Below are 19,927 nucleotides of genomic sequence, written 5' to 3' on the forward strand. Positions count from 1 at the left end.
CGAACGATCTTTGCCCTGATTTCCCGGAGGATTCCCCATGCGGCCAAGCCGCCGTGCGCCCGATGAGCTGCGCCCCGTGTCGCTGGAACGCGGCGTCGTCAAATACGCCGAAGGTTCCTGCATGGTGAAATTCGGCGATACCCATGTGCTGGTCACGGCCACGCTGGAGGAACGCCTGCCGCCATGGCTCAAGGGCCAGGGCCGCGGCTGGGTCACCGCCGAATACGGCATGCTGCCGCGCGCCACGCTGGAACGCACCCGCCGCGAGGCCGCGGCCGGCAAGCAGGGCGGCCGCACCGTCGAGATCCAGCGCCTGATCGGGCGCTCGTTGCGTGCGGCTGTCGACCTCGAAGCGCTCGGCGAGCGCCAGATCACGATCGATTGCGACGTGATCCAGGCCGATGGCGGCACCCGTACCGCCGCGATCACCGGCGCATGGGTGGCGCTGGCCGACTGCATCTCCTGGATGAAGAACCGCAACATGCTGAAAGCCAATGTGTTGCGCGACAATATCGCGGCGATCTCCTGCGGCATCTATCAGGGCACACCGGTGCTCGATCTCGACTACGCCGAGGATTCCGAGGCCGACACCGACGCCAATTTCGTGATGACCGGCGACGGCCGCATCATCGAGGTGCAGGGCACCGCCGAAAAGACGCCGTTCTCGGAAGGTGAGTTCCTGGCGCTGATGACGCTGGCGCGCAAGGGCGTCGCGCGCCTGGTGGACTTGCAAAAGATGGCCGTCGCGTAGTCTGATCCAGCATGCACCGTCGAATCACAGGCCGCCTCGTGATCGCGACCCACAATCCCGGCAAGCTTGCCGAGATGCGCGAATTGCTGGCGCCGCATGGCGTCGAGGCGATCTCTGCGGGCGAGCTCGGCCTCGATGAGCCCGAGGAGATCGGCGAGACGTTTCGGGCCAACGCCGCGATCAAGGCGATCGCGGCCGCGAAAGCCGCGCAACTCCCGGCGTTCGCAGATGATTCCGGCCTGGTCGTCGATGCGCTGGACGGTGCGCCCGGGATTTATTCGGCGCGCTGGGCCGGGCCGAACAAGGATTTCATGGCAGCGATGACGCGGGTCGAGCGCCTGCTGCAGGAGCGCGGCGCCACGACGCCGGACAAGCGCAAGGCGCATTTCGTCTCGGCATTATGCGTCGCCTGGCCCGACGGCCACCTCGAAGAGGTCGAGGCGCGGGTCGATGGAACTTTGGTGTGGCCGCCGCGCGGCACCGAGGGTTTCGGTTACGACCCGTCGTTCCTCCCCGATGGCCACGGCCGCACCTTCGGCGAGATGGCCAGCATCGAAAAACACGGCCTGCCGCCGCTGGGGCTCGGCCTTTCGCACCGCGCCCGCGCCTTCGTCAAACTGGCGGAGAACTGCCTTGGCTAGCTTTGAACACTCCCCGGGCAAAGCGGCTTTCGGCGTTTACGTGCACTGGCCGTTCTGCCTGTCGAAATGCCCGTATTGCGACTTCAACAGCCATGTCCGCCACGCCCCGATTGATGAAGCGCGGTTCGTCAGTGCCTTTGCGCGCGAGATCGAAACCTCCGCCGAGCGCGCGCCGGGACGGGAGGTCACCTCGATCTTTCTCGGCGGCGGCACGCCGTCGCTGATGGCGCCGCAGACCGTGGGCTCCATTCTCGATGCGATCGGCAAGCACTGGCGCGTCGCTGGCGATGTCGAAGTGACATTGGAGGCCAATCCGACCAGCGTCGAGGCGACGCGGTTTCGCGGCTATCGCGCGGCCGGCGTCAACCGGGTGTCGCTCGGCGTGCAGGCGCTGGATGACGTTTCATTGAAGGCGTTGGGCCGGCTGCACAGCGCGCGCGAAGCGCTCGATGCGGTGGCGATCGCGCGGCAATCGTTCGATCGTTACTCGTTCGACCTGATCTATGCCCGTCCCGACCAGACGCCGCAGATGTGGGCCGATGAATTGAAGCTGGCGATTTCGGAAGCCGCCGAACATCTGTCGCTCTATCAGCTCACCATCGAGGAGGGCACTCCGTTTTTCGGATTGCACGCGGCCGGAAAACTGAAGACGCCGGATGAGGCCGTCGCCCGCGCACTGTACGACGTGACGCAGGACGTCTGTGCCGCGCAGGGCCTTCCTTCTTACGAGATTTCCAACCACGCGCGGCCGGGCGCGGAGTGCAAACATAATCTCGTTTACTGGCGCGGCGAGGAATATGCCGGCATCGGTCCGGGCGCGCATGGCCGCCTCGATATCGATGGCGCGAGGCACGCAATCGCGACCGAAAAACGTCCCGAAGCCTGGCTGATGCGGGTCGAGGCCAACGGCCACGGCTTCATCACCGACGACGTCCTCAACTCCGAAGAGCGTGCCGACGAATTTTTGCTGATGGGATTGCGGCTTGCGGAAGGCATCGATCCCAAGCGCTACGCCGCGCTGTCGGGCCGGACGCTCGATCCCGGCCGGATCGCCGTGCTGCGCGAAGAAGGCGCGATTATTGTCGATGCCGACGGAAGGCTGCGGGTGACGCAGGCCGGTTTCCCCGTGCTCGACGCGGTGGTAGCGGATCTGGCGGCGTAGATTTATTTCAGCATGTCGTCCCTGCGAACGCAGGGACCCATACGCCGCGGCCTCTCATTCGGGCAAAATGGGAGATACCATCTTCTTCTATCAAATTCCGCCGGTGGTTATGGACCCCTGCGTTCGAAGGGACGACGATAAACCTAAGCGCCAAAACTCTTCGGCGAACCTGCAACCGGCGTGCTGCCGCCTTGCGCCACCTTCATGACGGCAAGCCCGCGTTCATTGGTGCCGTCGGAGCGGAACCTGAACAGCCCGTCGATGCCGGCAAAGCCGGACGGGTTGGCCAGCGTTTCCGCCGCGAAGCGCTGCGCGCCTTGCGTGCGCGACAATGCGGCGACCAGCGCCACCGCGTCATAGGCGAGCGTCGCGGTGCGTACCGGCTCGCCGCCATATTTGGTGCGGTAGCGGCCGGCGAAACTGCGAAACCCCGAAGGATCCGGTGCCGCATAGAGACCGCCCTGCAGCGCCGGGCTCGCAAACACGCGCGGATTGTCCCACAGGCCCGTGCCTAGCAACTGGATGTTGCGCAAATTCACGCCCGCCGCGGCAAGTGCGTCGGCCGTCGCCACCACCGAATCGCCGTCATCGGCGATGAACAGCGCATCGGCCTGGCCGAGCGACTGCGCCACGGTGCGCACCGCGGCCGAGCGATCGGCGCCATATTTCTCGAACGCGACGATGCGGCCCTTGCGTGCCGCGGCCTGCTTGAAGGCGGCTTCCACCACATTGCCATAGGCGTTGTCGGGCAGCAGCGCGGCGTAAGATTTCTTTCCGATGCCTGCCGAGTAATCGACGATGCGGTTGACGTCGGATTCGGGCAGGAAGCTCAGCAGATAAACGCCGCGTCCGGCCACGCTGGAATCGGTCGAGAACGCGATCACCGAGATGCCGCGCGTGCGGGTCTGCTGCGCGACCGCGGGAACCGACTGCGCAAACAGCGGGCCGAGGATGATTTCCGCGCCTTCGCTCAGCGCCTGCTGGGTTCCCTGGCTGGCGCCCTGCGGGCTGCCGCCATCGTCCTTGATCAGAAGCTGGATGTTGGGGTTCTGGAACTCGGCCAGCGCCATTTCGGCGGCGTTTTTCATCGACTGCGCGGCGACGCCGGCATTGCCGGCAGCCGAGAGCGGGAGGATCAGGCCGACCTTGACCTGCCCGGTGCCGACCGCAAGCGGCTGCTGCTGCGGGCCCGCGGGCCCGGCCTCGGGCTGCGGCGAGCCGAACGGGTTGGAAAACTGGCCAAAACTCTGCTGCACGCTGGAGCACGCGCCGAGCAGCGGCGCGCCGAGAATAAGGCCGACCGCCGTCCGCCGGGTTGCCCCTGACGGCTGAGGTTTGCGATTGAGCGGGCCCACCATCGTATCTCTTCTCTTGACCGACCGCGATCGGCCAGCTCCAACCGCCGGAATAAAGGCGGAAGGATTCAGGCATATTGTCGGCGAATAGTTAACCAAAACAAAAGGATTATGGCTACGCGGCCGCGTTGCCGGCTGCGGATTCCTGCCTCCTTGCCGTCGTGCTGAGCCAGCGTTCGCCTCCCCAACCCACCGCGCTGTGGCGCTGGCGCCAACACCCCTTTAGATTGGCATTATGCGCGCAAAAACCAGCTCCAACTACGGGTCTGAAGCCGAACCGGGTTCGGCAGCGAGGTCATTTTCGATCGGCGGCCATGTCCTGACCGCCCCAAAGCCGGTTCCCGGGCTCTATCTGGTGGCCACCCCGATCGGCCATCTCGGCGACATCACGCTGCGCGCGCTGGAAACCCTGGCCGGGGTCGACATCATCGCCTGCGAGGACACCCGCATCACCCGCCGCCTGACCGAACGCTACGCGATCACGGCGCAGCTCAAGCAATATCACGAGCACAACGCCGTGATGGCGCGGCCAAAGATCCTGGAAAAGCTGGCGCAGGGCGCCTCGATCGCGCTGGTTTCGGACGCCGGTACGCCTTTGATCTCCGATCCCGGCTTCAAGCTGGTGCGCGAGGTCTGCGCCGCCGGCCACGCCGTGATCGCGGTGCCGGGCGCCTCTTCGGTACTGACGGCGCTTTCGGTGGCCGCACTGCCGACCGACCGGTTTTTCTTCGAGGGGTTTTTGCCGGCCAGGCAGCAGGCCCGCCGTACGCGGCTGTCGGAACTTGCCCGGATCGATGCCACGCTTGTCATGTTCGAATCCGGCAACCGCATCGCGGACACGCTCGGCGATCTCGCCGGGATCATGGCGGAGCGCGACGCCGCGATCTGCCGCGAATTGACCAAACTGCACGAAGAGATTTCCCGCGCCCCGGTCGCCGAGTTGGCAAAGGCCGCCGATACGCTGGAGACGCGGGGCGAGTTCGTGCTGGTCGTCGGCCCGCCCCGGGCGGACGCCCGGGTCATGAGCGAGGCTGATCTCGACGACCTCTTGCGGTCATCGCTGGCGCGCGACAGCGTCAAGGATGCGGTCGCGCATGCCGTCGAATTGTCTGGCCGGCCGCGCCGCGAGGTCTATGCCCGCGCGCTCGAGCTTGCGAAAGAACTCAAGGCTGGAGCGGACGATGGCGAAGACTGACGGCGCCACGCCGCCCGACGCGCCCGCAAAACTCGCCGCGCCGGAGCGGGTCGCGGCGTTCCAGACCGGGCTCTCGGCCGAGACCCGCGCCGCCGCCTTCCTGATGGCCAAGGGCTACCGCATCCTCGCCAAACGTTTCAAAACCCCCTATGGCGAGATCGATATCGTCGCCAAAAAGCGCAATCTGATCGCCTTCATCGAGGTCAAGGCGCGGGCCCGCCTCGACGACGCCGCCTATGCGGTGACGCCGCGCCAGCAGGCGCGCATCATCGACGCCGCGCAGGGCTGGCTGATGGCGCATCCCGAGCATGCCGAATTCGAGCTGCGATTCGACGCCGTCCTGATTGCGCCGCGGCGTCTGCCACGCCATCTGTTAGCGGCATTCGACGCCAGCAGCTGATTTTGTCTGACGCGTTTTCTTGACGCGAACCGGTACCCACTTCGCTTGAAAACGCTATGATAAAGATCTCCCTCAAGAAAGCCGGACCCACCTCATGAAACTGAATGTCGCCGTCCAGATGGATCCCATCGCGCGTATCAACATCCGCGGCGATTCGACCTTTGCCCTGATGCTGGAAGCGCAAAAGCGCGGCCACGGACTTTCCTATTTCACACCGGATCAGCTCTCGCTGCGCGGCGAGGAGCTGGTGGCGCCGCTCCGGGTGGTGACCGTGCGCGACGAGGCCGGCAATCATTTCACGCTCGGCGAGCCCAAGCGCGCGCCGCTGAACGCATTCGACGTCATCCTGCTGCGGCAGGAGCCGCCGTTCGATATCGCCTACATCACCTCGACGCATTTGCTGGAACGGATCCATCCCAAGACGCTGGTCGTCAACGATCCCGCCAGCGTGCGCAACGCGCCGGAAAAGATGTTCGTGCTGAACTTTCCGCAGCTGATGCCGCCGACGCTGATCTCGCGCGACCTTGACGAAATCAATTCGTTCCGCGACGAGCATGGCGCGGTGGTGATGAAGCCGCTGCACGGCCACGGCGGCGCGGCGGTGTTTCGCGTGATGCCGCAGGACATGAATTTCGGCTCGCTGTTCGACATGTTCTCGGTCACCTTCCGCGAGCCCTGGGTGATCCAGCGCTTCCTGCCCGAGGTCAAGCACGGCGACAAGCGCATCATCCTGGTCGACGGCGAATTCGCCGGCGCGGTCAACCGCGTGCCGGCCGCCGACGATCTGCGCTCCAACATGGTGCGCGGCGGTGCCGCCAAGGCGACCGACCTTACCCCGCGCGAGCGCGAGATCTGCGCCACGCTGGGACCGGCGCTGCGCGAGCGCGGCCTTTTGTTCGTCGGCATCGACGTGATCGACGGCAACCTCACCGAAATCAACGTGACCTGCCCGACCGGCATCCGCGCCATTGCGGGACTCAACGGCCCGGACGTCGCTGCAAGGATTTGGGACACCATTGAGGCGAAGCGGGCCGGTTAGATTGCTGCACGTCGGACGTGATACACACCCTTGATGCAGCCTTCCAATAAAATGCTGACAAACACATCCATACCCCGTCTGCTGGGGGAGCGTGCGCGCACCGGCTCCGTGCGCGGGAAGCGCCTAGATGCAAATCACATTGCGTTGGTCATCGAATGTGGAGGAATGCGCGGCATAGTTGCCGGTGGGTTTCTCAAGGTGCTCTGCGAGCATGGAATGGTCGATGCGTTTGATTCCGTTCACGGCGCATCAGCCGGTGCCTGCGCTGCAGCCTACTTCTTGTCGAATCAGCCTGAGGCAGGATCACTGATCTTCAAGGAAGACATTTGCACTCGTGAGATTGTCAGTCCATTCAGAGTTTTCTCGTACCCTGCGATGGTTGACACGGACTTCATCGTTGATGAGGTCATAAATAAGGTGCGCGCGCTTAACGATAAAGCGATCCTTGGAGTTCGAGGGTTGTTGCATGTGGTGACCAGCGAGGTAGAGAGTGGCCAAGCCATCGTCCATGATTCCTTCGCTACGCGAGCGGAGCTTCTTCAAGCTCTCAAAGCTTCGTTACGAGTACCTGGACTGCGGGAGCCCGGCATCAAGATTAACGGAACGAGACACTTGGACGGAGGACTACTTTCTCCTATTCCACTTTTTTCGGCCATCAAGGCAGGCGCAACACATATCCTGGTTCTCGCCACCCAAACCGAACCCCACTATGGCCCGACTGGAATGACCACCGTGGTTGAAGCCAACGTTCTCGGTTGGAAATATGGACGTCAATTCGGAAACGCTTACGCCGTCGCCAATCGCAATTGTCGATTGTCAGTTGACCATCCCGGAGTCGTTCTCAGGAGCGATGTCGTTATGCGCAGAGGCGCGGCAACCGAATGCTCCTGGTACACGATAGACCGAGCAGTCCTCGTGAGGGCTGAGGCAGAAGCTATTCAAGCTGCCGAAGAGTATTTGACTGCTGACAGGTGAGTTGTCAGGCACCTGACGATCGCCTCGACAAGAGATCGTTGCCTATTAAGGCAGATAGCGCGAGAGCGCGAATGCCAGCCAAACCAACGAGACGATCGAGATCATGGCGTAAAGGCCGATGCCTGACTGGAATCTACTAGTATCGCCCGTTTCTACGATCCCTCCAAAGAGCTTGCCGCCATATTCCTTCTCGATCTCGGCGCAACGCAAAGCGCAATTTTGAAGGTGCTTCCAATAGTGAGGCACAGCAAGAGCAAACAGGATCGACAAGATTATCGCAATCCAGGGAATACACCGAGCAATAGAGGACGGCGACGGCAAAATCGGGTTCTTCAACTCCAATGCCGCGAGTGCACCAAGTAACGCGACGAGCAGGGCATTTACCGTCGCATAGTGCTTTGCGACCGTATAGCCGATCTCGACCCCATGAAAATATGCTGCGCAAGCTTCCTTGTATTCAATGTAGGCAAACTGGTCTCGCGCTGTATTGTTTGGATCGTCTGCCATCCATCCCCCAGTCGAAAAAACTGCTTTAGGTAAAATAAGGACTTGCCAGGTAGCAAGGCTTAAGAGCCTGTCGAAATTATCAGGCTCGATATCTAGTGGGGTTTGGGCCCGGCGTCACGGCAAAATCTTAGGCGAGGCGGGCCAACGTGTAGTTTTCTCAACCGATTGCAAAACTGACACAGCTCTACCATTCCCTCCAACCCCCTTGCCAATGGCTGGAGCAGCCTGTGGCTACGGACGAATTCGCCCATGCCGTCGAACGCGCGGCGGTGCCGCCAAGGCCACCGACCTTACTCCGCGCGAGCGCGAGATCTGCGCCACGCTGGGCCCGGCGCTGCGCGAGCGCGGCCTTTTGTTCGTCGGCATCGACGTGATCGACGGCAACCTCACCGAGATCAACGTGACATGCCCGACCGGCATCCGCGCCATCGCGGGGCTCAACGGCCCGGACGTCGCTGCAAAGATTTGGGACACCATTGAGGCGAAGCGGGCCAGGAAATAATCTTCCGGGAAATTTTCTTCGGGCGCCACGCGTCTGCACATTTCTGAAGCCCGGCCGCCCCGCGCCTGATCCCACTTGCCAATTTTCGGAAGCGGGAGCAGCCTGTAGCTGCGGATGAATTTGTCCGGGCGACAACTCTCAATGCAATAAAAACAGTGGAGGAAGACCCATGACGATCGACGTTTCGCGACGGTCCCTGCTTGCGCTCGGCGCAGGCCTCGGTGTGGGGCTCGGCGCCTCGACCCTGCTCGGCGGCAGCGCGCTGGCCAAGGCGCCCAAGCTCGGCACCCAAACGCCTTACTGGCATCGCTTCGTTATCGGTGACGCCGAAGTAACCGTGGTTTCCGACGGCCCGCTGCCGCTCGGCCCGCCAAAAGGCACCTTCGTCGGCGTGCCCGATGAAGAAGTTCGCAAGATGCTGTCCGACAACTTCCTCGACCCTGACAATGTCGTGCTCGAGCAGAACTCGCCGATCGTGAACAATGGCGACAAGCTGATCCTGTTCGATACCGGCATGGGCACCATGAAAGCATTCGGGCCGACCACCGGCCGCCAGCAGACGAGCATGGCGGAAGCCGGTATTAAGCCCGCGGATATCGACGCGGTCGTATGTTCGCACGCCCATATCGATCACATCGGCGGCCTGGTCGGCGCCGACGACAAGCCGCTATTCCCCAATGCCCAAGTCTACATCACCCAGAGCGATTTCGATTTCTGGACCGATGAAGGCAAGCTCGGCGGCCCCATGAAGGATTTCGTGATTCACGCCCGCAAGAATCTGATGCCGGTGCGCGACCGCATCGTCTTCATCAAGGACGGCCAGGAATTCCTGCCCGGCGTGCAGGCGATCGCGGCACCCGGCCATACCGTCGGCCACACCATTTTCATGGTGACGTCGAAAGGCAAATCCTTTGCCTTCCTCGGCGATCTCACGCACCACGCCGTACTACTCCTGGAGAAGCCGCGGATGCAGTTCTCCTACGACACGGATCCGAAGCAGGCGGCGGACACGCGGGTGAAGCTGCTCGACACCATCGCGGCCAACAAGACCCCGGTGATGTCCTATCACTTCGCCTGGCCGGGCTATGGCCACATCGCCAAGACCGGCGATGGTTTCCATTATTATCCAGAGCCGATGAAAATGCTGCTCTGAGAACAGGTTTCGAAAGCCCGCCCCGTCCTTGATGCGGGGCGGGCTTTTGACGCACGATTGTCCCCGGACATTTGCCAAAATTAACTATTTGTTAACCATAAACTTGCGATCTCTTGGGTGTGGCGGAAAGCACATCACAGGGGAGCTTACGCAATGCCAGAGAGCAGAATTGCCCAAGCGCGATTGAGGAATCCGGCAAGCGTCCATCAACTTCATGAACTGGTCGCCCCCTCCACCGCGCGCCGGGTCAGCGGGCTTATGGAAAAGCTCAACACTCGCGAGCAGGCGGGCCAACGTACTTCGGATGCGGACCCCGCGTTGCCGGACTACCTGCAGGCGCTGGAACTCGTCAGCGGCGCCGCCCAAACCATGCAATCGATGGAAGAACAGTCCGCCAGGATTCAGACCAAGGCGTTCGAGCTGATGCAGCAGGCGCGAACAGACCGGCAGGAAGCGCACGAGCGGATTGCCAACTTGGCGAGCCAACTCACCGCAAGCGAAGCGAGGGCCGAGGAGCTTGAACGACAACTCGCCGAGGCCGAATTGCGTGCACAGACCGCCGAGCAGTGGCTGAGCCGCTTCATGGAGACGGTGAACGAGGCGTTCGCGGTGCGAAAGAGCCGGCTCGCCAACGCCAACCCGACAGCCGCATAGACGGCCGAGCGACTAATCGCACGGATATTCGACGAAGAAGGCCGCCAGGTGAGGCGGCCTTAATTGATCTGCCCGACGACCGGAACTTCAGCGCGTGAGCGACCACTAGGGCCGAGCCACCAGATAGCGTAAGGGGTGATCAGCGAATCCGCCCCCTGAGCATGATTTGGGAGAGCCCCATGACCGACCAACCCAACCCCAAGCCGGGCGACCTTGTCTATGAGGACACCGGGGCCGCAGCCCCGCTGGTCTATTTCGACATCGTCGGCGCCTACGGCACCATGAACGGCTCGGTCGAGATCGAACTCGCCACCCGCATCCTGATTCCCAAAACGGACGGTTCCACCGAGGTGAAGTTCATTTCCTCCGGCCGCCTGCGCTGCAGCCGGAACGCCGCCCTCAATCTGCGCAACGGCCTCGATGCCGCGCTGAAAATGCTGGAGCAGCCGGCGGCCAGTGCGGCAGCGATTGCGGCGAGTAAGTTGAATTGAGGTCTTTGTCTTTTTTCGTCAAGCGAGTTGGAGTGGCTCATTTGCCGCAAAGGATGCATCGTATCCTGTGCTCGCGGGCATCTAACAAATCTTGAGTTTTCAAATCGCTTTCTCAAATCACGATGGTTTGTTTTTTCGACCGCCCTTGGCTTTGGGCAGAAGCTTCTCCTGCTGTTTCAGCAACGCCAACGCCGCGTCCGCATCGGCGTGTCGAACGGCACGGCGCTTCTCGTTAAATTCTCTGTATTGTCCAAGGGCGTGCGCTTTGGCTTCGGTCGATTTAACAGACCCTCCACCGCGAAGGACCTTTCTACCAAGAGACTGTAACTGCGAACCCAGTAGAGCCTCAATCTCGGCCATTGTGCTAATGCGGCCAAGGTCCAATTGGTCTTCAAAAATGTCCAGCAATATAGTTGTCAATCGGTTTAGCTCTTTGATCTCACCTTCCACCAAATAATTCTTGGCCACCTCAACATCTGCTTTCGCGACCCTTTCGCCCTTCCATGTTCGCAAGCCCATATGCTCGTGGTCAGCATTCGCGCGACTCATGATCATTTCCGCTGGGGTATGGGTCGTTACGGCCCACAAGAACTTCGCCTGCGTGTGTGCGTAAAATTCCGTCCACTTGGGGGACTTTGGGTCGTAATCGCTGCACATCGAACAGATGTTGCGAAGCTCGCGATAAACATTGGCTTCGTCGGAACGAATATCGCGAATGATCTCGCGCAGCTCTGCTACACGGTCCCGCGCCTCCGGCGCTTTAAGCTGATCCGCATCAACGACAAACCCTTTGGTTGCAAATTGAACCAGCTTATCGGTGGCCCATCTACGGAATAGGGTCGCTTGCGTAGAAGAAACTCGATAGCCGACCGAAATAATCATATCGAGGCTGTAAAGCGTTGAGGGGCGGCCGATGGATAATTGCACTTTTTGCAAAGAAGTGTCTTCGGCGAGTTCCCCCTCCTCGATTATGTTATTGATATGTCTGGATATTGTCGACACATCACGGCCGAATAACTCGGCAATCTGACCTTGGGTCATCCACAGCGTATCGCCATCGTACCGCAGTTCGATGCGGATACCTTTTTCGGTTCCATAGATTAGAAACCGGTCGCCGGTAGTTGCGTCTTCAACCAAATGCACTGGTTCAGTGGGAAGAGGATTCATGGCAGACACCTAAACATGAGTTCCTTTAAGCTGTTTCGGGAAGTTATTTTTAACTCCGTCGACTGAGCCGCAGATTCCGGCACACCCTCTCATTGTTCTCGTAATGTTCTTGCACATTTTTGCCGGTTCCGCTACCCTCGGTAGAGACAGGGGTCGGCATGGTCCAACGCGTTTCTACCGTAGCCTTTGAGGGGATCGAGACCCGCGCGGTCGACGTGCAGGTGCAGGTCGCGCCCGGGCTGCCGGCGTTCGCGATCGTCGGGTTGCCCGACAAGGCGGTGTCCGAGGCCAGAGAGCGGGTGCGCTCGGCGCTGATCGCCTCGGGGCTGGCGCTGCCGGCCCGCCGGATCATCGTCAACCTGGCGCCCGCCGACGTGCCCAAGGAAGGCAGCCATTACGACCTGCCGATCGCGCTCGGCCTGATGGCCGCGATCGGCGCGATCCCGCCCGACGCGCTTGCAGGTTTTACGGTGCTCGGCGAACTCGGGCTTGACGGATCGATCGCGCCGGTCGCGGGCGTACTGCCGGCGGCGATCGGCGCCAACTCGCGCGAGGAAGGCCTGATTTGCCCCGCCGCGTGCGGATCGGAAGCAGCCTGGGCGAGTCCGGATATCCAGATCATCGCCGCAAAATCGCTGATCCAGATCGCCAACCACTTCAAGGGCACGCAACTATTATCGCGGCCGCAGCCGAAAGTGCACGAGCGCGAGGAAACACTGCTCGACCTCCGAGACATCAAGGGCCAGGAGAGTGCAAAACGCGCGCTGGAGATCGCGGCCGCCGGCGGGCATCACCTCCTGATGATCGGTTCCCCGGGCGCCGGCAAGTCGATGCTGGCGGCGCGGCTGCCCTCGATCCTGCCGCCGCTGTCGCCGTCGGAACTCTTGGAAGTCTCGATGATCGCCTCCGTCGCCGGTGAAATCCGCGACGGCGCGCTGACGGCGCGGCGGCCGTTCAGGGCGCCGCATCATTCCGCCAGCATGGCGGCACTCACGGGCGGCGGCATGCGCGCCAGACCAGGCGAGATCTCGCTGGCGCATCAGGGCGTGCTGTTCCTCGACGAATTGCCGGAGTTCGATCCGCGCGTGCTGGACTCGCTGCGCCAGCCGCTGGAAAACGGCGAGGTCGCGGTGTCCAGGGCCAATCACCGCGTCACCTATCCGGCGCGCTTCATGCTGGTGGCGGCGATGAACCCGTGCCGCTGCGGCCACGCCTATGAGCCCGGCTATTCCTGCAAGCGCGGCCGGATCGACCGCTGCACATCGGACTATCAGGTGCGCATCTCCGGGCCGATGATGGACCGCATCGACCTGCGCATCGAAGTGCCGGCGGTGACCGCTGCCGACCTGATCCTGCCGCCACCGAGCGAAGGCTCCGCTGAAGTGGCTGCGCGCGTCGCCGCCGCGCGTGATGTTCAGCTCGCGCGTTACGCCGCCGCCGGCATGCCGCATGTCCGCACAAATGCGGAGGCGCCGGCGTCGCTGCTCGAGACCATCGCGCAGCCGGATGTACAGGGCCAAAAGCTGCTGCGCGACGCTGCGGAAACCATGAAACTCACCGCGCGCGGCTATCACCGCGTGCTCCGCGTTGCGCGCACGCTGGCCGACCTCGACGGCGCGGACAAGATCGGCCGGCTGCATCTGGCCGAAGCGTTGTCGTATCGTGCGCTGGCCGAGGACGCGCGGCGCGCGGCGTGACGGAGCGGGATGGGCCCTTGCGCCGAGGAATCAAAAAGCCGAAACAATCTGCGTTGCGGTTGTTGCCCCAGGACTGCGCCGGACACGCAGTCATGACTTGGTCACTCTGGCACCACGTAAGCCGTCCCGGCGGGCCGCTTTTTGATTTGGCCGCGGCAAATTGGGCGCGACGGGCAAATAACTTCTGATTTGCGGAATTCAGGTCAAGCCAAAAATTATATAGAATGAAAAATATTTCGCTTTTCCAGAACGACAAATCAGGCTACATCTTCACCCATCCCGTCCCGCCAGAGGGGCGTATCATGATCGTCACGATCGTTGGGACGGGTCGCGGTGGACGCTGGCAGTGCCGATAACGAACGGCGCGAGAGCGTACGGCAAAGGCGTGTGGTCCTGACGTCGCGGTGCTGGCGTCAATGCACCTGGAGGCAATAGCTTCTCAGGGCGCAACGGAGGCAAAAGAGCCGTTCTCCGGGGAGAGCTCGTTATAAGCCGTAAAGCCATTGCGCAGGGAATGTCGGATGTTCTCCGCTGCCCTGTATGCTCGTGTGCGCACTTCCTTGTGCACATTGCACACGAGATCGCGGGTGCAGCGCGCATCCGGCATTCCCTGCGCCCTCCTTGTTTGAGAGGGCGACGACTACTTGCAAAACTCGCGCAGATCGTGCCGCGAGAACGCGACGGTGCGTCCCCGTCATCCTGAGGTGCGAGCCTCTTCGGCGAGCCTCGAAGGATGAATCGGCCACAGACGGGCCGTCGTCCTTCGAGGCGCGCAAGAGGCGCGCACCTCAGGATGACGGATTGAGCTAAGCGGGCGACCCAGTATCCAGAGACGCCGATGATTGAACCGACAGGCCGCGGCGTACTGGGTCTCCCGCTCCAGTGCGCAATTGCGCACAAGGCGGGGGACGACAGCAGGGCTCATAAACCCCGTAGTAACGAGTTTTCTTTACCCTCTGCCAACCATAAGCCCCCTGTCGCGGGCTTGTGTCGAGTGGGTAGTGTCATGTTGCGTTTTGGGATTCTGGCCTCGGTGGTTCCGCTGGCCGTGGTGGCCGTGTTCGCACGCGGCGAATTCTCGACCGGTCCGCGCCCCTGCATCGAGATCGCAGGCGCTTCGGTCCAGATTGCGGCGCTGTCCTGGCAGGCCGAACGTCATGTCAGTTTCACCAACGATCCGAGCCGCGCGACCGTGCGGGTCCAGATCTCCGACAGCGCGGAAGCGGCGGACTTTACCGCCATCGACGACATCGACACGTCAGAGGCCGGTGCCTGCGAGAGCAGCGCGCCGCTGCAGCTGGTCGCGATTTCCACGACGCCTTCGCCGTCCGAGCCCATCATCTATCTCTCCACCGACGGTCCGGCCGATTACCGGATCTTCGTGCGCTCGAAGAGTTTTTCGGCGCGCGATGCCGCCGCCCTCATTGTCGGCGCCCGCGGCGTCCAGCATCGCCTCGCGGCCGCCTCGCTGTGAGTTTTTGAAGTTGGATCTTTGCGAGAATTCGGTTCCCGATTTTTTCGGGCCTAGCGCCATTAACCTTTCATCAACCCTGTTTTTATCGCGCCTGCCAATGGCCGCCGACCTCAAGCACTTTGCAAGGTCGGCAACGCATCGTCTCCCCTGCGCACCGGGCGAATCGAGCCGCCTCAATTCGAGCAAACAATCTCAGGGTAACTGACGATGGGGCGAATTTACCGGATCAAACTATACCTCCGCCGCTTCGACCGCCGTCACCCCTGGATCGGTTTCACGCTCCGCTCGTTCATTGTGTTTTCCGCCACCTTCGGCGGCGCCTACGGCTTCATTGCCGCAAGCCGCTCGGAAGCGTCCGGCTATAATCCACACACCTTTGCGATCGGCATCGCCTTCCTGTTCGCGATTGCCTGCGTGGCCCTCGCCGCCCTGAGCGTCCGGTTTCGCTTCCTGCGCAAGAGGATGCGCAAGATCGCCCTGCACAACGAGACGATGGCGGATCGGAACTGGGAACTGCAGGAGGCCGAGCAGCGCACCCGCCGCCTGTTCGAATCGCAGGGCGACCTGATCATCCTGCGCGACACCAATGGCTGCATCACCTTCGTCAACGATGCCTATTGCGAACTGGCGCAGGCGCCGCGCGAGGCCCTGATCGGCAGCAACGCCACGCTCGAGATTCTGGAGCAGGGCGATAGCATCCTGGAATGGAACGGCACGCGCATCCATGACCAGAAGATTGCCGGCCCCGAGGGTCCGCGATGGATCGCCTGGCGTGAAGCGCTGGTCCGCAACGATGCTGACGGGCCGTCAGAAATGCAGAGCGTCGGCCGCGACGTCACCAACCGCACCGAGAGCGAGCGCGCGCTGGCCGAGGCCCGCGATCAGGCCGATGCCGCCAGCCGCGCCAAGTCGCGCTTCCTCGCCATGGCGAGCCACGAAATCCGCACGCCGCTGAACGGCATCATCGGCATGAGCGGCCTGCTGCTCGATACGCCGCTGACGCCGGAACAAACCACCTACGTCAAGGCAGTGAAGACCTCCGGCGACGCGTTGCTGTCGCTGATCGAGGAACTGCTCGACTATTCCAAGATCGAGGCCGGCAAGATCGACCTCGAACATCGCGCCTTCGCGCTCCCGGAACTGATCGAAGGCATCACCGAATTGCTGGCGCCGCGCGCGCAGGCCCGCAAGCTCGAGATCGCCGCCTATATCGACGAGCGCCTGCCCCTGGAAGTGGTCGGCGACGCGGCGCGGTTGCGCCAGGTACTGCTCAATCTCGCCGGCAACGCAATCAAGTTCACCTCGACCGGCGGCGTCGCATTGATCGTCGAGCCCGGCAGTCGTCCGGGTGAAGTCAGCTTTCTGTTGCGCGACACCGGCATCGGCATCGCGCCCGAGGCGCAGGAGCGCATCTTCCGCGAATTCGAGCAGGCCGACGACCGCATCGCGCGCAGCTATGGCGGCACAGGCCTTGGCCTCAGCATCAGTGACCGCATCGTCAAGCGCATGGGCGGCCGCATCAAGCTGGAGAGCGAGCCCGGTAGCGGTTCGACGTTTGAAGTTACGATTCCGCTGCCGGCTTCCGAGGCCGGCGCGCCGAAGACGTTTGCCGCACCGGACCTGACCGGCCAGTCGATCATGCTGGTGTCGCCGCAAAACATCGAGGCCTCGCTGACCGCGCGGCGGCTGCAGCGCTGGGGCGGCCAGACCTGCATGGTTTCCGACGCCGAAGTCGCCCAGGCGTTGCTGCCCGAGCGTTCCTGGCACGCCATCCTGATCGATCACGCGCTCGGCACCAAAGCCATCGAAGCGTTCGGCGAGGCCGCGCGCCTGCACGCCACGCAACGCATCGTGATGTTCACGCCGGCGACACGGCAGGAACTGCAGCCCTCTGCGACCTCCGCTTTCACCGGCTATCTGGTCAAGCCGCTGCGGGCCGCCTCGCTCGCGGCGCGGCTGACGGCCACGCCCGAGATATCGGCCCCGAGCGTCGTCAACGATGCCATGGCGGACCTGGGTGAGCCTGTCGCGACGCCGGCGCCGACAAGCAAGGGGCTTTCGATTCTGGTCGCGGAAGATAACGAGATCAATGCGCTGTTGATGCGTTCCTTGCTCGGCCGGCTGGGGCATCAGGCGGTCATCACCACCAATGGCGAAGAGGCACTGGAATCCTGGCTGTCGGCGAGATCAGCAGGCAGCCCCTATGATCTTGTGCTGATGGACATCCAGATGCCCGACCTCAACGGCATCGAAACCACCAAGCGGATGCGCATCTTGGAAGCCGGCCTGCCCGGACGGCGGACGCCGATCCTGGCGCTGACCGCCAACACGCTGGTGGAAGATCGCTACGCCTGTTTCGAGGCCGGCATGGACGGCTTCCTGATCAAGCCGCTCGACCGCGAGAAGCTCGCCGAGGCGATCGCGGGCCTCGCCGCCTCAAGTCACATTGCGGCTTAAATTCGTAGGGTGGGCAAAGCCACCGGGTCGCGCGAATGCGCGCCCGATGACAGGCTCCGCGTGCCCACCATCAAGAGCAAGGTCGTAATGGTGGGCACGGCGCAACGCGCCTTTGCCCACCCTCTACGAAACCATCGCTACAGCCGCCGCAGCGCGACGGTCTCGACGACGTGATCGGCGCCCTTCTTGAGGATCAGCGTCGCGCGCGGCCGGGTCGGCAGGATGTTGTCTTCGAGATTGGCCAGGTTGGTACGTTCCCAGATCGCCAGCGCGGTTGCCGTCGCCTCCTCGTCGGAGAGCGGCGCGTAGCGATGGAAGTAGGACCGCGGATCGGTAAACGCCGTGTCCCTCAGCGCAAGGAAACGCCGCACGTACCATTGCCGCAGCACCGGCTCGTCGGCGTCGATATAAACCGAGAAATCGAAGAAGTCGGAGACGACAGGCACCGCTTTGCCGTCGCGCGGCAGGCGACCGGTCTGCAACACGTTGACGCCCTCGACGATCAGGATGTCGGGACGGTCGACCTCGATCCACTGGTTCGGAACGATGTCGTAGGTCAAATGCGAATAGACCGGCGCGCGCACCGGCCGGCGGCCGGCCTTGATGTCGCTGAGGAACGACAGCAGCATCGGCAGATCGTAGCTCTCGGGAAAGCCCTTTTTCTGCATCAGGCCGAGCCGTTCGAGCACCGCGTTCGGAAACAGAAAACCGTCGGTCGTCACCATTTCGACCTTGGGCCGCGGCGACCAGCGCGCCAGCAGCGCCTGCAGCACGCGCGCCGTAGTGGATTTGCCGACCGCGACCGAGCCGGCGACGCCGATGATATAGGGCACCTTGCGGTCGCGGATGCCGAGGAACTGGCGCTGCGCCTGATAGAGCCGCAGCGTCGCGTCGACATAGATCGACAGCAGCCGCGACAGCGGCAGGAAGATGTCCTCCACCTCCTGCAAATCGAGGCGGTCATGCAGCGAACGCAGCCGTTCGAACTCGCCCGGCTCCAGCGTCATCGGCGTGTCGTCGCGCAGCCGCGCCCACTGCTCGCGCGTGAAGATCCGGTAGGGGTTGTATTGCTGGTCGGTCGCCCGAATGTCCATGGCGTCGCCTCTTGCTTAATCGCGCTTGCGCGCGGCTTTTTCTTCCAGTCCGGACTGGCTGGTGCGTTGCCCGAGCGCAGTCTCGACTTCTTCCAGCGTCACGCCGCGCGCCTTGAGCAGCACCAGCAAATGAAACAGCAGGTCGGCGCTTTCGGCGATCAGGTGATTGCGATCGTTCTCGACCGCGGCGATCACGGTCTCGACCGCTTCCTCGCCCAGTTTCTTGGCGCAGTGCTCCGCGCCCTTGTCGAGCAACTTGCGGGTGTAGGACGCCTCGCCTCCCGCGGCGGCGCGGGCGTCGATGGTGGCGGCCAGATCATGAATGGTGAAACGCGGCATCAACAGCACTCAACAATTGCGCCGGCTGAAGGCCCGCGCCATCCCAAAACTGGTCCTAGCAAGAGCGGACTTAGCACTTTTGTGACGGGGAGTCGTCAGGGATCGAGGCGCATCGGGAGCCCGGCGCGCACCATGTGTTCCTTGGCTTGGCGAATGGTAAATTCGCCGAAGTGGAATATCGAGGCCGCCAGGACGGCCGTGGCGTGGCCCTGGCGGATGCCGTCCACGAGGTGGTCGAGGTTACCGACGCCGCCGGACGCGATTACCGGTACGGGAACACTGTCGGCGATAGCCTGCGTCAGCGGCAGGTCGAACCCCTGTCTGGTGCCGTCCCGGTCCATCGAGGTCAGCAGGATTTCGCCGGCGCCAAGCGAGACCACTTCCTGGGCATACTCGATGGCGTCGATGCCGGTCGAATTGCGCCCGCCATGGGTGAAAATTTCCCAGCGGTCCGAGCCGCCGGCGCGCTTGACCCGCTTGGCGTCGATCGCGACCACGATGCACTGCTCGCCGAACTTTTCGGCTCCCTGCTTGACGAATTCGCGGTTGGAGACCGCCGCACTGTTGATCGAGACCTTGTCGGCGCCGGATCGCAGCAGCGTCTTGATGTCATCGATGGTGCGGACCCCGCCGCCTACCGTCAGCGGCATGAAGCAGGCCTCCGCGGTCCGCCGGACAACGTCGAGCATGGTGCCGCGGTTTTCGTGGGTGGCGGTGATGTCGAGGAAACAAAGCTCGTCCGCGCCGGCGGCGTCATACGCAATCGCCGCTTCGACGGGATCGCCGGCGTCGCGCAGATCGACGAAGTTGACGCCCTTGACCACGCGGCCGTCCTTGACGTCGAGGCAGGGGATCACGCGGACCTTGAACATCG

The 19,927-nt window shown here is 62.8% G+C and carries 19 protein-coding genes and 1 pseudogene; 14 read left to right on the top strand and 6 right to left on the bottom strand.

Annotated elements, in window-relative coordinates; genetic code table 11:
- Nucleotides 1-37: 37 nt before the first annotated feature.
- Genes rph through hemW form a run of 3 tightly spaced genes read left to right on the top strand, consistent with a single transcriptional unit; the run spans nt 38 to nt 2,554 of the window.
- A complete protein-coding gene (gene rph, locus ACSQ84_RS24725; RefSeq protein WP_436214329.1) occupies nt 38-751 on the top strand; it encodes a ribonuclease PH in 714 nt (237 codons plus the stop codon).
- A gap of 11 nt (nt 752-762) precedes the next feature.
- Nucleotides 763-1,392, top strand: coding sequence for an RdgB/HAM1 family non-canonical purine NTP pyrophosphatase (gene rdgB / locus ACSQ84_RS24730; RefSeq protein WP_436214330.1), 630 nt, complete (start codon nt 763-765; stop codon nt 1,390-1,392).
- Nucleotides 1,385-2,554 (top strand): radical SAM family heme chaperone HemW, encoded by a 1,170-nt coding sequence (gene hemW, locus ACSQ84_RS24735; protein WP_436214331.1) that lies wholly within the window; start codon nt 1,385-1,387, stop codon nt 2,552-2,554. The genes rdgB and hemW overlap by 8 nt, the downstream gene beginning before the upstream one ends.
- A gap of 143 nt (nt 2,555-2,697) precedes the next feature.
- Here hemW and ACSQ84_RS24740 read toward each other — a convergent pair whose 3' ends face one another.
- Nucleotides 2,698-3,912, bottom strand: a complete 1,215-nt coding sequence (locus ACSQ84_RS24740) for a penicillin-binding protein activator (protein WP_436214332.1) — start codon at nt 3,910-3,912, stop codon at nt 2,698-2,700.
- 232 nt (nt 3,913-4,144) lie between these two features.
- Between ACSQ84_RS24740 and rsmI the strand changes: the two genes are divergently transcribed.
- From rsmI to ACSQ84_RS24760, 4 genes are all read left to right on the top strand, one after another.
- Entirely contained in the window at nt 4,145-5,104 is a 960-nt protein-coding gene (gene rsmI, locus ACSQ84_RS24745) for a 16S rRNA (cytidine(1402)-2'-O)-methyltransferase (RefSeq protein WP_436214333.1), read from the top strand.
- The gene (locus ACSQ84_RS24750; RefSeq protein WP_436214334.1) at nt 5,091-5,504 is read left to right on the top strand and encodes a YraN family protein; all 414 of its coding nucleotides are present in this window, start codon (nt 5,091-5,093) and stop codon (nt 5,502-5,504) included. The genes rsmI and ACSQ84_RS24750 overlap by 14 nt, the downstream gene beginning before the upstream one ends.
- 94 nt (nt 5,505-5,598) lie before the next feature.
- The gene (gshB, locus tag ACSQ84_RS24755) at nt 5,599-6,543 is read left to right on the top strand and encodes a glutathione synthase (RefSeq protein ID WP_436214335.1); all 945 of its coding nucleotides are present in this window, start codon (nt 5,599-5,601) and stop codon (nt 6,541-6,543) included.
- Between the two features lie 33 nt (nt 6,544-6,576).
- Nucleotides 6,577-7,518: a patatin-like phospholipase family protein gene (locus ACSQ84_RS24760; protein WP_436214500.1), complete on the top strand. Its 942-nt coding sequence runs from the start codon at nt 6,577-6,579 to the stop codon at nt 7,516-7,518.
- Nucleotides 7,519-7,563: 45 nt separating this feature from the next.
- Here the strand turns inward: ACSQ84_RS24760 and ACSQ84_RS24765 are convergent, their stop codons facing one another.
- Nucleotides 7,564-8,025, bottom strand: coding sequence for a hypothetical protein (locus ACSQ84_RS24765; protein WP_436214336.1), 462 nt, complete (start codon nt 8,023-8,025; stop codon nt 7,564-7,566).
- 262 nt (nt 8,026-8,287) lie between these two features.
- On the opposite strand from ACSQ84_RS24765, the pseudogene ACSQ84_RS24770 reads away from it, so the two are divergent.
- The 4 genes and pseudogenes from ACSQ84_RS24770 to ACSQ84_RS24785 form a co-directional block, all read left to right on the top strand.
- Nucleotides 8,288-8,527, top strand: a pseudogene (locus ACSQ84_RS24770) (glutathione synthase); the annotation flags it as partial.
- A gap of 169 nt (nt 8,528-8,696) precedes the next feature.
- Nucleotides 8,697-9,680 carry an MBL fold metallo-hydrolase gene (locus ACSQ84_RS24775; RefSeq protein WP_436214337.1) on the top strand — a complete coding sequence of 328 codons (984 nt, stop codon included), beginning with the start codon at nt 8,697-8,699 and terminating at the stop codon, nt 9,678-9,680.
- A gap of 153 nt (nt 9,681-9,833) precedes the next feature.
- Nucleotides 9,834-10,334, top strand: coding sequence for a hypothetical protein (locus ACSQ84_RS24780; RefSeq protein WP_436214338.1), 501 nt, complete (start codon nt 9,834-9,836; stop codon nt 10,332-10,334).
- A gap of 179 nt (nt 10,335-10,513) precedes the next feature.
- On the top strand, nt 10,514-10,825 hold the full coding sequence (locus ACSQ84_RS24785; RefSeq protein ID WP_436214339.1) for a hypothetical protein: 312 nt from the start codon (nt 10,514-10,516) through the stop codon (nt 10,823-10,825).
- Nucleotides 10,826-10,942: 117 nt separating this feature from the next.
- Here ACSQ84_RS24785 and rhuM read toward each other — a convergent pair whose 3' ends face one another.
- Nucleotides 10,943-11,992, bottom strand: coding sequence for a RhuM family protein (rhuM, locus tag ACSQ84_RS24790; RefSeq protein ID WP_436214340.1), 1,050 nt, complete (start codon nt 11,990-11,992; stop codon nt 10,943-10,945).
- A 158-nt stretch (nt 11,993-12,150) separates the two neighbouring features.
- On the opposite strand from rhuM, the gene ACSQ84_RS24795 reads away from it, so the two are divergent.
- The 3 genes from ACSQ84_RS24795 (at nt 12,151) to ACSQ84_RS24805 (ending at nt 17,620) form a co-directional block, all read left to right on the top strand.
- Nucleotides 12,151-13,689 (top strand): YifB family Mg chelatase-like AAA ATPase, encoded by a 1,539-nt coding sequence (locus ACSQ84_RS24795; RefSeq protein WP_436214341.1) that lies wholly within the window; start codon nt 12,151-12,153, stop codon nt 13,687-13,689.
- Between the two features lie 1,006 nt (nt 13,690-14,695).
- A complete protein-coding gene (locus ACSQ84_RS24800) occupies nt 14,696-15,163 on the top strand; it encodes a hypothetical protein (RefSeq protein ID WP_436214342.1) in 468 nt (155 codons plus the stop codon).
- A gap of 207 nt (nt 15,164-15,370) precedes the next feature.
- On the top strand, nt 15,371-17,620 hold the full coding sequence (locus ACSQ84_RS24805) for an ATP-binding protein (protein WP_436214343.1): 2,250 nt from the start codon (nt 15,371-15,373) through the stop codon (nt 17,618-17,620).
- 137 nt (nt 17,621-17,757) lie between these two features.
- Here the strand turns inward: ACSQ84_RS24805 and coaA are convergent, their stop codons facing one another.
- The 3 genes from coaA to hisF all read right to left on the bottom strand — a co-directional run bounded on the left by coaA (nt 17,758) and on the right by hisF (nt 19,925).
- Nucleotides 17,758-18,714, bottom strand: coding sequence for a type I pantothenate kinase (coaA, locus tag ACSQ84_RS24810; protein ID WP_436214344.1), 957 nt, complete (start codon nt 18,712-18,714; stop codon nt 17,758-17,760).
- A 15-nt stretch (nt 18,715-18,729) separates the two neighbouring features.
- Entirely contained in the window at nt 18,730-19,053 is a 324-nt protein-coding gene (locus ACSQ84_RS24815; protein WP_436214345.1) for a phosphoribosyl-ATP diphosphatase, read from the bottom strand.
- A gap of 95 nt (nt 19,054-19,148) precedes the next feature.
- On the bottom strand, nt 19,149-19,925 hold the full coding sequence (hisF, locus tag ACSQ84_RS24820) for an imidazole glycerol phosphate synthase subunit HisF (protein ID WP_212207580.1): 777 nt from the start codon (nt 19,923-19,925) through the stop codon (nt 19,149-19,151).
- Nucleotides 19,926-19,927 lie beyond the last annotated feature (2 nt).

This window comes from Bradyrhizobium sp. LjRoot220 (assembly GCF_964252915.1).
GTDB lineage: Bacteria > Pseudomonadota > Alphaproteobacteria > Rhizobiales > Xanthobacteraceae > Bradyrhizobium.

Excerpts from the sequence above, each read along its gene's own strand:
- rph (WP_436214329.1), top strand. The coding sequence starts at position 38 with ATGCGGCCAAGCCGCCGTGCGCCCGATGAGCTGCGCCCCGTGTCGCTG.
- rdgB (WP_436214330.1), top strand. The coding sequence starts at position 763 with ATGCACCGTCGAATCACAGGCCGCCTCGTGATCGCGACCCACAATCCC.
- ACSQ84_RS24740 (WP_436214332.1), bottom strand. The coding sequence starts at position 3,912 with ATGGTGGGCCCGCTCAATCGCAAACCTCAGCCGTCAGGGGCAACCCGG.
- rsmI (WP_436214333.1), top strand. The coding sequence starts at position 4,145 with ATGCGCGCAAAAACCAGCTCCAACTACGGGTCTGAAGCCGAACCGGGT.
- ACSQ84_RS24750 (WP_436214334.1), top strand. The coding sequence starts at position 5,091 with ATGGCGAAGACTGACGGCGCCACGCCGCCCGACGCGCCCGCAAAACTC.
- gshB (WP_436214335.1), top strand. The coding sequence starts at position 5,599 with ATGAAACTGAATGTCGCCGTCCAGATGGATCCCATCGCGCGTATCAAC.
- ACSQ84_RS24760 (WP_436214500.1), top strand. The coding sequence starts at position 6,577 with ATGCAGCCTTCCAATAAAATGCTGACAAACACATCCATACCCCGTCTG.
- ACSQ84_RS24765 (WP_436214336.1), bottom strand. The coding sequence starts at position 8,025 with ATGGCAGACGATCCAAACAATACAGCGCGAGACCAGTTTGCCTACATT.
- ACSQ84_RS24775 (WP_436214337.1), top strand. The coding sequence starts at position 8,697 with ATGACGATCGACGTTTCGCGACGGTCCCTGCTTGCGCTCGGCGCAGGC.
- ACSQ84_RS24780 (WP_436214338.1), top strand. The coding sequence starts at position 9,834 with ATGCCAGAGAGCAGAATTGCCCAAGCGCGATTGAGGAATCCGGCAAGC.
- ACSQ84_RS24785 (WP_436214339.1), top strand. The coding sequence starts at position 10,514 with ATGACCGACCAACCCAACCCCAAGCCGGGCGACCTTGTCTATGAGGAC.
- rhuM (WP_436214340.1), bottom strand. The coding sequence starts at position 11,992 with ATGAATCCTCTTCCCACTGAACCAGTGCATTTGGTTGAAGACGCAACT.
- ACSQ84_RS24795 (WP_436214341.1), top strand. The coding sequence starts at position 12,151 with ATGGTCCAACGCGTTTCTACCGTAGCCTTTGAGGGGATCGAGACCCGC.
- ACSQ84_RS24800 (WP_436214342.1), top strand. The coding sequence starts at position 14,696 with ATGTTGCGTTTTGGGATTCTGGCCTCGGTGGTTCCGCTGGCCGTGGTG.
- ACSQ84_RS24805 (WP_436214343.1), top strand. The coding sequence starts at position 15,371 with ATGGGGCGAATTTACCGGATCAAACTATACCTCCGCCGCTTCGACCGC.
- coaA (WP_436214344.1), bottom strand. The coding sequence starts at position 18,714 with ATGGACATTCGGGCGACCGACCAGCAATACAACCCCTACCGGATCTTC.
- ACSQ84_RS24815 (WP_436214345.1), bottom strand. The coding sequence starts at position 19,053 with ATGCCGCGTTTCACCATTCATGATCTGGCCGCCACCATCGACGCCCGC.
- hisF (WP_212207580.1), bottom strand. The coding sequence starts at position 19,925 with ATGTTCAAGGTCCGCGTGATCCCCTGCCTCGACGTCAAGGACGGCCGC.